This is a genomic window from Pseudoxanthomonas gei (genome assembly GCF_010119615.1).
Classification (GTDB): Bacteria; Pseudomonadota; Gammaproteobacteria; order Xanthomonadales; family Xanthomonadaceae; genus Pseudoxanthomonas_A; species Pseudoxanthomonas_A gei.
Genome location: NZ_QOVG01000003.1, coordinates 239,534 through 251,200, shown reverse-complemented (window position 1 = coordinate 251,200; position 11,667 = coordinate 239,534). Strand labels below are relative to the sequence as shown.

General features: G+C 68.1%; 10 protein-coding genes and 1 tRNA gene. 9 read left to right on the top strand and 2 right to left on the bottom strand.

Annotation, left to right across the window (positions count from 1 at the left end; all coding sequences use genetic code 11):
- Positions 1 to 91 precede the first annotated feature (91 nt).
- Together DT603_RS06190 and DT603_RS06185 are read right to left on the bottom strand one after the other, a co-directional pair.
- The gene (locus DT603_RS06190; RefSeq protein WP_162348989.1) at positions 92 to 883 is read right to left on the bottom strand and encodes a zinc-dependent peptidase; all 792 of its coding nucleotides are present in this window, start codon (positions 881 to 883) and stop codon (positions 92 to 94) included.
- Positions 850 to 1,137 carry a hypothetical protein gene (locus DT603_RS06185; RefSeq protein WP_162348779.1) on the bottom strand — a complete coding sequence of 96 codons (288 nt, stop codon included), beginning with the start codon at positions 1,135 to 1,137 and terminating at the stop codon, positions 850 to 852. The genes DT603_RS06190 and DT603_RS06185 overlap by 34 nt, the downstream gene beginning before the upstream one ends.
- A 141-nt stretch (positions 1,138 to 1,278) precedes the next feature.
- On the opposite strand from DT603_RS06185, the gene DT603_RS06180 reads away from it, so the two are divergent.
- The 9 genes from DT603_RS06180 (at position 1,279) to DT603_RS06140 (ending at position 11,589) form a co-directional block, all read left to right on the top strand.
- On the top strand, positions 1,279 to 3,096 hold the full coding sequence (locus tag DT603_RS06180; protein WP_162348988.1) for a DegV family protein: 1,818 nt from the start codon (positions 1,279 to 1,281) through the stop codon (positions 3,094 to 3,096).
- Positions 3,097 to 3,127: 31 nt separating this feature from the next.
- Entirely contained in the window at positions 3,128 to 3,766 is a 639-nt protein-coding gene (plsY, locus tag DT603_RS06175) for a glycerol-3-phosphate 1-O-acyltransferase PlsY (protein ID WP_162348987.1), read from the top strand.
- On the top strand, positions 3,763 to 4,731 hold the full coding sequence (birA, locus tag DT603_RS06170; RefSeq protein WP_162348986.1) for a bifunctional biotin--[acetyl-CoA-carboxylase] ligase/biotin operon repressor BirA: 969 nt from the start codon (positions 3,763 to 3,765) through the stop codon (positions 4,729 to 4,731). The genes plsY and birA overlap by 4 nt, the downstream gene beginning before the upstream one ends.
- On the top strand, positions 4,728 to 5,474 hold the full coding sequence (locus DT603_RS06165) for a type III pantothenate kinase (protein WP_162348985.1): 747 nt from the start codon (positions 4,728 to 4,730) through the stop codon (positions 5,472 to 5,474). The genes birA and DT603_RS06165 overlap by 4 nt, the downstream gene beginning before the upstream one ends.
- Positions 5,475 to 5,511: 37 nt before the next feature.
- On the top strand, positions 5,512 to 6,225 hold the full coding sequence (locus tag DT603_RS06160; protein WP_162348984.1) for an SPOR domain-containing protein: 714 nt from the start codon (positions 5,512 to 5,514) through the stop codon (positions 6,223 to 6,225).
- 67 nt (positions 6,226 to 6,292) lie between these two features.
- Positions 6,293 to 6,368 (top strand) — tRNA-Thr (locus DT603_RS06155).
- Between the two features lie 165 nt (positions 6,369 to 6,533).
- A complete protein-coding gene (locus DT603_RS06150; protein WP_162348983.1) occupies positions 6,534 to 9,314 on the top strand; it encodes a M16 family metallopeptidase in 2,781 nt (926 codons plus the stop codon).
- A gap of 186 nt (positions 9,315 to 9,500) precedes the next feature.
- A complete protein-coding gene (locus DT603_RS06145; RefSeq protein WP_162348982.1) occupies positions 9,501 to 9,839 on the top strand; it encodes a hypothetical protein in 339 nt (112 codons plus the stop codon).
- 82 nt (positions 9,840 to 9,921) lie between these two features.
- Complete coding sequence (locus DT603_RS06140) at positions 9,922 to 11,589, top strand: ABC1 kinase family protein (RefSeq protein ID WP_343037725.1); 1,668 nt, start codon at positions 9,922 to 9,924, stop codon at positions 11,587 to 11,589.
- Positions 11,590 to 11,667 lie beyond the last annotated feature (78 nt).

Sequence of the window (11,667 nt, the reverse complement as noted above, 5' to 3'; positions counted from 1 at the left end):
CCTTGCAGGAGCTGCGCAAGCTGCGACCCGAAATCATGGGCCCAGGAAGATCCGGTGCGGCCGCTATGCACGGTCGCAGCTTGCGCAGCTCCTACAACGGCAACGGCAATGGCGGGGTGCCGTAGAAGCGCTGCAGGTGGGCCGCGACTTCGGGCAGCTCGGCCTGCAGCAGGGCGGGCGCGGAAAAATGCAGCTCGCTGGCCACGGCGAAGAATTCCTCGGGCGATTCGGAGGCGTAGGGATCCACCGCCGTGTCTTCACCGCGATCGACGCGCACGCAGAAGGCATCGAAGCTGCGCTGGAAATCGGTGGCCCATAGCCGCTGCCAGGCGCGCGGCAGCGGCGGGGTGCCGTCCATCGCGCCATCCAGCGCATCCAGCTTGTGCGCCATTTCATGCACGGCCACGCAGAAGCCCGCATCGGGTTCGGCCAGGTCGGCCTGCACGTCGGCCCACGACAGGATCAGCGGCCCGGCATCCCAGGATTCGCCGCTCAGCTCGTCCTCGTATTCGTGCAGCACGCCGGCCGGATCGACGTGGCTGCGCTGCACCCGGAAGGCATCGGGATAGACCAGCAGCTGCGACCAGCCTTGCAGTCCGGTGGCCCCGAATTCGATCAGCGGCAGGCAACACAGCGCCGCCAGTTGCAGGCGCGCGTGGGCATCCAGTGACAGGCCGCCCAGCGGGGTGATGGTCTTCTCGTGCAGGAACCGGGCGGCCAGCGTTTGCAGGCGGGCGGCGCGCACCTCGTCCAGGGCCAGCAGCCACGGCGTGCCCTGGCGGACGGCCGTCCACAGGGCGTCATCGACGAGGGGAGGCGGGCGCCTGGCCCAGCCGAACCAGCCTGCGATCAGCGAAACATCCCGGGCAGGAAGCTGTGCCACCTGGCGTTGCGCGCGCGGGGCAGGGCGTCGTCGCCGCCGCCGCCGACCGTGGTGCCGGACGCGGCGGGCCGGGCGTACTTGCTGCGCGTGGCGCTGGCTTTGGAATGGAGGTTGGCGGCCGGCTCGGCGCTCTCGCGGGCCGCGATTTCGGTTTCCTGGCAGGCGCCCGGATTGGCGGGCGCATCCCGCCCGTTCTGGGCCATGGCGTGCGCGCTGGCGCAGAGCAGCAGCAGGGCGAGGCTTGGACGCAGCATGGGAGACTCCTGTCCGGACGGATCGGCGCGATGGAACGCGCGGACTATAACGCGCCGGGGCGGGCGGCGCCTGTGCCGGTTCGGGCCATCGCTGCTGCGACGCATCATGGGCCCGGCGGCAGTTGATGCAGACTTGGATTGATGGAATCCCACCCCGAGCTTTCCCTGACCGCGCCGGCCCTGCGCCGTGCGCTGATCGCCGGCGCGCGCCGGGTCATCGCCGGCCGTGACGGCCTCAATCGCATCAACGTGTTCCCGGTCGCCGACGGTGATACCGGCAACAACCTGGCCTCGACCCTGGGCAGCGTGCTCAACGGCGCGCTCAGCCGGCGCAGCCGCCATGCCGGCGAGCTGCTGACGCGGGTCGGCGACGACGCCATCGACGGCGCGCGTGGCAATTCCGGCGCCATCCTCGCCCAGTTCCTGCATGGCGTGGCCGGGCAGGTGAAGCTGCTGCCGTCGCTGGACGCGGCCTCGCTGGCGGCGGCGGTCCGCCATGGCGCGGCCTCGGCACGGCTGGCCCTGGCCAAGCCGGTGGAAGGCACCATCGTCAGCGTCATCTCGGCCTTCGCCGAGGAGCTCGAAAAACACAGCGCCGGCGGTAGCGGCCGCAGCTCGCGCGAGGGCTTCGCCCGCGCCCTGATCCGCGCCCGCCGCGCCCTGGCCGAGACACCCAGCCAGCTGGCCGTGCTGCAGAAGGCCGGCGTGGTGGATGCCGGGGCCAAGGGCTTCGTCGACCTGCTGGAAGGCATCGCCGAATTCGTCGAGGGTGGCCCGCGCGCGATCCGCGTGCGCGGCCACCAGGCGGCTGCGGCCAACGAGACAGTGGAACCGGTGGCCCACGCGCATGAGGTCGATCCGCAGCGCCGCTGGTGCAGCGAATGCCTGGTGCTGGGCGGCGACCTGGATCGCGAACGCCTGCGCCAGGCGCTGGAAGCCACCGGCGCCGACTCCATCGTCATAGCCGGTGGCAGCAGCCGCATGCGCGTGCATGCGCATGCGGCCAGCCCGCAGCTGGTGTTCGACGCCTGCGCCGGCCTGGGCCTGGTCGAGGCGATGAAGGCCGATGACATGCTGCGCCAGCAGCGCAGCGCGGCGTCGGGCCTGCGCGTGGCCATCGTCACCGACAGCGCCGCCGACCTGCCGCACGAGATCGCCGAGCGCCACGCCATTGCGGTGGTGCCGGCGCGCGTGGACCTGGATGGCCGCGACTACCTGGACAAGTCGGGGCTGTCGACGCAGGAGTTCTACCGGCGCATGGCCCAGTCGCGGCAACTGCCGCGTACCAGCCAGCCGCCACCGGGCGACTTCATCCGCCAGTTCGAGCTGGCCCTGGCCCATCACCCGCAGGTGGTCTACGTGGGCCTGTCGCGCGCGGTCTCCGGCACCCTGCAGTCGGGCGAACACGCCGCCACCCGCACCAGCAGCGAGCGCGTGCGGGTGTTCGACACTTTCAACGCGGCCAGCGGGCAGGCGCTGCTGGTCTGGCGGGCCGCGGAAATGGCCCAGGCCGGCGCCGACGAACACCAGATCCTGGCCGAACTGGAACGGCTGCGCCCGCAGACCCGGCTGTGGGCCATCACCCGCGACATCCGCCACGTGGTGCGCGGCGGGCGCATTCCCGCCTGGGCCGCGCCGCTGGCCAGGCTCACCGCGTTGACGCCGATGGCCCGGGTGGGCGCGGACGGCAAGCTCGGCATCTGCGGGGTGCTGTTCGCACGCGAACGCGCGCCGGAAGTGTTCGCCCGGCGCGTTGCCCGGCAGCTGCCCGAACACACGCGCTGGCGCGTCATCGTCGGCCATTGCGACGCGCCCGCCGAAGGTGCGCGCCTGCTGGCCGCGCTGGGCAATCGCATCGACATGGCCGAATCGTTCCTGGTCGAAACCGGCGCGGCTATCGGCGCGCATGCGGGCCGCGGTGCCCTGATCGTGGCGTTGCAACCGGCGCCCGCGTCCTGAAGCCGGCGCGGCCTGCCGCATAATCACCGGCATGCCCGCACCCGCCGTGTCCCTGCTGCTGATCCTCGCCGCCTACCTGCTCGGCTCGCTGTCGGGCAGCCTGTTGCTGGGAAAACTGCGCGGCGGGGTCGATATCCGCACGCAGGGCAGTGGCAATGCCGGCGGCACCAATGCACTGCGCACCCAGGGCTGGAAATTCGCGCTGGGCGTGGTCCTGGTCGACGTGGGCAAGGGCGCGCTGGCCGCGTGGCTGGGACTGCGCTTCGGTCCCGCCGGGGGCCCGCTGCCCGCTGCCGCGCTGGGTTACCTCACTGCCTTCGCCGCGACCGTGGGCCACGTGTGGCCGCTGTGGCATGGCTTCCGTGGCGGCAAGGGCGTGGGCACGTTGCTCGGCGGCCTGCTGGTGCTGTGGCCGCTGGCGGTGCCGTGGCTGCTGGGTGCGTGGCTGCTGGTGCTGGTGGCCAGCGGCTATGTGGGACTGGCGTCGGTACTGGCGGTCGCCTGCCTGGTGCCGCTGGCCTGGCTGACGCAAACCGATGGCGCGTGCCGGGCGTTCGCAGCGGCCGCTGCCCTGCTGGTGCTGTTCACCCATCGCGGCAACCTGCAGCGCCTGCGCGCCGGTTCCGAATCGCGCTTCGAACGCGTGCGCCTGTTGCGTCGGCGCGCATGAGCAGCGAACGCGACGTGCTGGTGCGGCTGATGGCCGGGCCGGTGTCCGGCGACGTGCTGGCGCAGGAGGCGGGCCTGACCCGCGCGGCCATGTGGAAGCGGGTGGAAGCCCTGCGCGAGGCCGGCGTGGAAATAGACGCCCAGCCCGGCCGCGGTTACGCCTTGCGCCACGTGCCCGAGCTGCTGGAGGTGGACGCCCTGCTCGATGCCATGCCGGCGCACGTACGCGCCGGGATCGCCTCGCTCGATATTGCCTGGTCGCTGGACTCGACCAACAGCGAGCTGCTGCGTCGCGAATCGCCCGCCCATGGCGTGGCCGTGCTGCTGGCCGAACGCCAGACCGGCGGGCGCGGGCGTCGCGGCAAGAGCTGGGCCTCGCCGCTGGCCGCGCATCTCTATCTTTCGGTGTCGCGCCAGTTCGGCGGCGGCCTCGCGCGCCTGGGGGGGCTGAGCCTGGTGGCCGGCGTCGCCGCGGCCGAGGCGCTGCAGGCCTGCGGTTATGCCGGCGTGCGCCTGAAATGGCCCAATGACCTGCTGCTGGAAGGCCGCAAGCTCGGCGGCCTGCTGGTCGAAGGCGGCGGCGAACATGCGGGGCCGGTGCGCGCGGTGATCGGATTGGGCCTCAACGTGCGCATGCCGGCCAGCACCGCGGTGGCCATCGACCAGCCGTGGATCGACCTGCAGCAGGTGTCCGCCAGCACGCCGTCGCGCAATCGGATCGCCGCGGCGGTGTTGTCGCAACTGGTGCCGGCGCTGGACCAGTTCGACCTGGAAGGCCTTGCGCCGTTCCGCGCGCGCTACGCGGCGCTGGATGCGCTGACCGGGCAGGGCGTGGCGGTGCACCTGGGTGGCGAAACGCTGGAGGGCACCGCCCTGGGCCTGGCCGAAGATGGCGCCCTGCGCGTGCGCATCGACGGCGGTGAGCGCGTGTTCCACGCAGGAGAAGTCAGCGTGAGGGCGCAATGAGCGAGTGGCTGTTCGACCTGGGCAATACCCGGCTGAAGTGCGCGCCGTTGCAGGGCGATGGCAGTGTCGGCACGGTCGTTGCACTGGCGCATGGCGCCCCGGATTTCCTGCAGGCCCTGGACCAGGCGTTGCCCGCACGCGCGACGTCGGCAAGCCTGGCCAGCGTGGCCTCGCCGGCATTGACCCTGGCCGTGGTCGAGGCGCTGACCACGCGTTTCCAGCGCATTTCGCTGGCCCGCAGCGTGTCGCGCCTGGCGGGGGTCGGCATCGCCTATGCGGAACCGGCGCGGCTGGGCGTGGACCGTTTCCTGGCGTTGCTGGCGGCGCATGCGCGTGGACCACGGGCCTGGCTGGTCGTCGGCGTCGGCACCGCCCTGACCCTCGACCTGCTGGCCGCGGACGGGCACCACCACGGCGGACGCATTGCCCCTTCCCCTGCGCTGATGCGTGGCGCGCTGCATGCCGCCGCGGCGCAGTTGCCGGAACACGATGGCAACTACCGTGAATTCGCCACCGACACCACCGATGCATTGGCCTCGGGCTGCGAAGGCGCGGCGCTGGGACTGATCGAACGCAGCCTGCGCGAAGGCGCTGACCTGTTGGCGCAACCGCCCGGCCTGCTCCTGCATGGCGGCGGCGCTGCGGCGCTGCACTGGTATTTCCCCGACGCCGTCGAGGCACCTGCGCTGGTGCTGGAAGGCCTGGGCCTGTGGTCCCGCGCCGGCATCGCGCCGGCTCCCTGACCGTACTTCTCCATAACCGTACTTATAGAATCCGCCGATGCTGATACGCGCCGTGATTGTCCTGTTGCTGGTCCTGAATCTTGGCGTGGCCGCGTGGTGGCTGAGCCGGCCGCCCGCCACCGGGTCACGGCCGGTGCCGGCACACCCCGCAGGCGTGCCGCGCCTGCAATTGCTGGAAGAGAAGGGAAGTGCCGCGGCGCCTGCGACGTTGGCGCCACCCGCTGCCTCCGCCGGAATTGTCGCGGCCGACGTGCCTGCTGCAGTCGCCGCACCCGTGACCGCCGGGCCGGCCCAATGCTTCGCGATCGGCCCCTTCGCCGATGCGGACGCCACCCGCCTGGCCGCGTCCCGCCTGGTCGACCAGAGCGTGCGCAGGCGTCCGCGCGAAACACCCGGCAAGGGCGCCAGCGGTTACAACGTGGTCCTGCCACCCAGCGCCGATCGCGATACCGCCCAGGCACTGGCGCGCCGCATCGGCGCGGCCGGCTTCGACGATTACCTGGTGATCAACAGCGGCGAGCAGGCCAACGGCATCGCCCTGGGTCGCTACCGCAGCCGCGAGGCCGCCGAACGCCGGCAGGCGTCGCTGGGCGCGGCGGGTTTCGCCGCCCAGCTGCAACCCATCGGCCAGGAAGGCGCCATGCAGTGGTGGCTGGAAGTGGAGGCACGCGCCGATGCCAGCGGCCCGCAGCTCAAGGCACTGGCCGCCGCGGCCCAATTGCGTTCGCTCGACTGCGCCACGCTGCGGTAGAATCCGCGTCCGCGCTTTTCCCCTGCCTTGCAGCATTTTTCGGAAGGCGCGCGGCACGCAACGCCATGCCGGCATAGCTCAGTTGGTAGAGCAACCGCCTTGTAAGCGGTAGGTCCCCAGTTCGAATCCGGGTGCCGGCACCACAAGATGGATTCAGCCAGTCTTCGCTGCCCGAACTCACGGCACGAAAGCTTCTCGCGGGCTTCCTGTCGCATACTGACCCGGCATTGTCAGGCACTCGCCGGCGACCAGATTCCGATGGAAGCGGAGATGCTTGCCCAGTGCACTTATCAGACCGGGGAGCGCTGATGAAAAGGAACCGCAAGGATTTTGGGCTGGCCGTGCTCCTGACTCTGGTCCTCGGGAACTCGTTCGGCGCCGCTGCCGAGCCCGCCCTTCCCAAGGGCGTCAGCGCCGGTCCCAGCATCGAGGGCATCAGCCAGTACGACCTGACCAATGGCATGAAGGTGTTGCTGTTTCCCGATAGCACCAAGCCAACCGTCACGGTGAACCTGGTTTACGGCGTAGGTTCGGTACACGAAAACTATGGCGAAACCGGCATGGCCCACCTGTTGGAGCACCTGTTGTTCAAGGGCACGCCCGCCCAGTCCGACATCAGCGGCGAGATGAAAAAGCGTGGCATCGATTTCAACGCCACAACCTCGCTGGACCGCACCAATTACTTTTCCTCGTTCCCGGCCAGCGACGACACACTGGCCTGGGTGTTGGGCATGGAAGCAGACCGCATGCTGCACTCTAACGTGGCCAAAAAGGATCTGGACACCGAGATGACGGTGGTCCGCAACGAATTGGAGATGAACGAAAATACGCCGGTGGCGGTGCTGTTCCAGCGTATCCGTTCCACCGCGTTCCTCTGGCACAACTACGGCAACAGCACCATCGGCGCACGTTCCGACGTGGAAGGTGTGCCGATCGACAAACTGCAAGCGTTCTACCGCCAGTGGTACCAGCCCGATAATGCCGTGTTGATCATTGCCGGGCGCATTGAACCGACCCAGGTACTGGCGCTCGTGAGCGCTGATTTCGGCAAGCTGGACAAGCCAGCGCGCACCTTGCCGCGCTTCTACACTTCCGAACCAGCCCAGGATGGCGAGCGTGAAGTCACCGTGCGCCGCGCCGGGGACATGCGTGTGGTCGCGGCCGCTTATCACATCCCCGCTTCGACCCAGGTTGACAGCGCGCCGCTCAATGTACTGGCCAATGTCCTGGGACATACCCCCAGCGGACGCCTGCACAAGGCGCTGGTGGAAACCAAGCTGGCCGCCGGCGTGGGCGCCGGTGGTGAAGCAATGCGCCAACCCGGCCTGCTCAGCGTGATTGCCGTGCTGCCCAGGGACGGCGATGCGGCCAGGGCGGAGGCCGAACTTCTTGGGCAGGTCGAGGACCTGGGCAAACGCCCGATCACCCAGCAAGAAGTCGATGAAGCCAAGCAACGGATCGCCAATGCTTACGAGTTGTACTTCACCGATGTCAATGCGGTGGGCCTGGGCCTGTCCGAGTTCCAGGCCGCCGGCGACTGGCGCCTTCTTTTCACCAGTCGGGATGCCATCGCGAAGGTAAGCGCTGAGGACGTCAACCGCGTGGCCGGCAGCTATTTGAAATCAAGCAATCGCACGCTGGGACGCTTCGTGCCCACCGACGATTCACAACGGGTCGAAATAGCCCTGGCGCCTGAAGCAGCCAAGGTGGTGGAGGGCTATGTCGGCGGGGCGGGGGTCGCCGCGGGCGAAAATTTCGACCCGTCACCCCGGAACCTGATGGCGCGCACGCAGACCTTGCTGCTGGGTGATGGACTGAAGGTGTCGCTGCTGCCGAAGAAGACCCGGGGTGAAACGGTGGTGGTGGATGCAAGCTTCCGCTTCGGCGACGAAAAATCCATCGCCGGCCGTGTCGATGCCGCGGGCCTTGCAGGAGCGATGCTGATGCGCGGCACCAGGGAACTCAGCCGCCAACAGATCGACCAGCGTTTCGAGGCACTGAAGACCAAGGCGGTCATTGGCGGGGATTCGCAGGCCGCGAGGATGTCGCTCAATACGCGCAAGGCGCACCTGGCGGAGGCGCTGGCCCTGGCAACCGAGGTGTTACGGACTCCAGTCTTCCTGGAAAGCGAATTCGAACAGCTGCGCCTGGAATCGGTCACCGGCATGGAGGCGTCTCGCAAGGAGCCGGAAAGCGTGGCGAGCTGGGCCCTGGCCCGCCACTTCGATCCCTGGCCCGCTGGACATCCGCTGCATGTGAAAACGCTGGATGAATCGCTGGCTGCGTTGAAGGCACTGAAGATCGAGGACCTGCGCAGCTTCCACCGCGATTTCTATGGCACGGCCAACGGCGAGATCGCCATTGTGGGCGACTTTGACCCGGTCGCGGTCAAGGCGCAGCTGGAAAGCCTGTTCGGCACCTGGAAATCGCCGAAGCCGTATGCACCCATCCAGACCCGGTACAACAACGTGACTGCGATTCGCGAAAGCTTCGAAACACCGGACAAGCCCAATGCGATTCTGATGGCACGCAGCAATGTATCGCTCAAGACGACCGATGCCGATTTTCCCGCCTTGCGCGTAGCCAACGACATTTTCGGCGGCGGGGCGCTGAAATCGCGCCTGGCCGATCGCATCCGGCAGAAAGAGGGGCTGAGTTACGAGGTGCAGAGCAGTCTCTATCCCGATGACAGCCGCGACGGCAAGGACGACGACGGGAGCTTCATCATTTTTGCCATTGCGGCGCCGCAGAACATGGCCAAGGTGGAAATTGCCGTGCGAGAGGAGCTGGCACGCCTGGTCAAGGACGGGGTGACGGCCGCAGAGGTGAGAGACATGGTGTCGGGCGTGCTTACACTGCGCCAGCAAGGCCGTGCCGAAGATTCGACCGTGGCCGGAATGCTCACCGATCAGCTCTTCCACGGCCGTACGATGGAATTTACCGCTGCATTGGACGCGCAGTACAAGGCTTTGACTGTCGAACAGGTCAATGCCGCAATTCGCAAGCACCTGAAGCCGGAGGCCCTGAGCGTCTACGTCGCAGGCGACTTTGCCCAGGCGCCCTCGCCAAGCGCAACGCTGGCCAGATAGCACACGCCACCCGTGCTCCTACAACGGCCCGATACGGGCCGTTGTCGTTCAGCGTTACCGCTCTCGCCTGTTGCCGACCCCGCGTGCCGGCTTGGCCTGCCTGCCATGGCCGGCCGGGGCAACACCGGTCACGGCCTGATAACGCCTCCCGCCCTACAAGAGGAAAAAAACGGCAGGTGCATCTACATGGGCGTGATAGCCAACCAGGCACGCTTCAACTCGCTGACCGAGGCCCTTGCCGGGCATGCGGTCGAGTCCTGCCTGCCCTATCCGGGGATGACGGCCATTCCGGCGGGTTACTCGCGCCATGCGCAGCGCGATGCGATGCGGCGGGACATCGACTGGGACGAAGCCTGTCCGGCTTACGCGCTTGCGGCCATCACGGTGGGTTCCTATCGCCTTCCTGATGATGACCAGGCCATGGAAATCCTGTGGGACGAACTGGGCGGCGCTTCGAGCAGGCTGTGGCCCGAGATGCGCCCGCTGGTCCGCGAAGGCTGGCGCTGGCTGGAACAGCAGGTCTGATCTGGCGTGCAAGGCGTGTGCATGAGTGCATGAGTGCAGGCGTACAGGCGCAAACGAAACATTCAATTGACAGGGGTTTGTGGTGACCGAACAGAGTGGATTTGGACTGCGCGCGCAGATTGCGAAACTGGCCTGGCGCTATCGCTCGCTGGGCGTGTTCGGCGGCCAGGCATCGACGCAGGAACTGGAGCAGGCGACGCCTGACGGCGACGATACCGGCCCGCAGGCATTCGCCAGCGACCTGGAGGCACTGGGGCCGACCTTCGTCAAGCTGGGACAGATGATGTCGACGCGTCCGGACATGATCGCGCCCGAATACGCACGCGCGCTGGAGCGCATGCAGGAGCAGGTCGCGCCGGTGCCGCTGGACGAAATCGAAGCGCAGATCGAAGCCGAGTTCGGCGTGCGGATCAACAAGCTGTTCCAGAGCTTCGACTCCCAGCCCATCGGCTCGGCATCGATTGCGCAGGTGCATCGCGCCGTTCTGCACGACGGGCGCGAGGTCGCGGTCAAGGTGCAGCGCCCCGGGATCGGCCCCCGCATGCGCGCCGACCTGGAGGCACTGGCCGGCTTTGCGTCGGCGGCGGACAGCTTCACCGACATGGGTCGACGCGTGCGTTTCAGCGACTGGCTGGAGGAATTCCGCAAGGCGCTGATGGCTGAACTGGACTACGTGGCCGAGGCCGAGAACCTGGCCCGCTTCGCCGAGCACCTGCAGGACTATCCCGAGCTGCGGGTACCGCAACCGGTGTGGGATTACACCAGGCCGCGCGTGCTGACCATGGAGCTGGTCAATGGCGTGCGCGTGGACCAGATTCCCGGCGTGCGCAGGACCGAGCTGGACCTGCAGCCCATCGCCGTTGCCCTGATGAAGGGCTACCTGGACCAGTTCTTCGTGCATGGCGAAATCCACGCCGATCCGCACCCCGGCAACATGCGCCTGACCGATGACGGAAGGCTGGCGATCTTCGACCTGGGAATGATGGCGCACCTGGCGCCGCGGCTGCGCGACCGGCTGCTGAAGCTGGTGTTCGCCGCGGTCGATGGCCGCGGTGAGCAGGTGGCCCAGGAAACCATCGCCATGAGCACGCGGCTGGAGGATTACGACGAGGAGCGCTACACGCGCGAGATCGGCCGCGTCGTCGCCCTCTACGCGGCCCATTCGGAATCGCGTTCGGAAGGCAAGACCATGCTGGACGTGGTGGCCATCGCCACCGACTGCGGCCTGCGTACGCCACCCGAACTGACCCTGCTGGGCAAGACCCTGCTCAACCTCGACGCCGTGTGCCAGGCGTTGTCGCCCGGCATAGACGTCAAGGACGTGATGGAGGGACACCTGCAGGACGTGATGAAGGGACGGCTGCGCAAGTCGCTGTCTTCGGCCAACCTGGCCAGTGAAGCCATCGAGATCCAGGAGCTGGTGCGCGATGCCCCGCGCCGCGTATCGGACACGCTGGCCATCCTGGCCGAGAACAAGCTGCAGATCCGCGTGGCGGGCCTGGAGGACTCGCGTCTGATCGAGAACCTGCAGAAGATCGCCAATCGCATCTCGGCCGGCATCATCACCGCCGCGCTGATCCTGGCATCGGCGTTGATGATGCGGGTGGATACCGCGGCCCGGCTGTTCGGCTATCCCGCCATCGCCCTGGTCCTGTTCATCGCCGCCTTCGTGCTGGGCATGACCCTGGTCATCAGTTCGATGCGTCGCGATCGCACGGCCGCCAGGAAAGAGGAACGCAATCCACTCTGAACAGGCGTCCCTGCGGAGGCTGTCCCGCCGTGGGCCAACAGGATCAGCGACGGATACGTAGTGGCGGAGTGTTTGGGC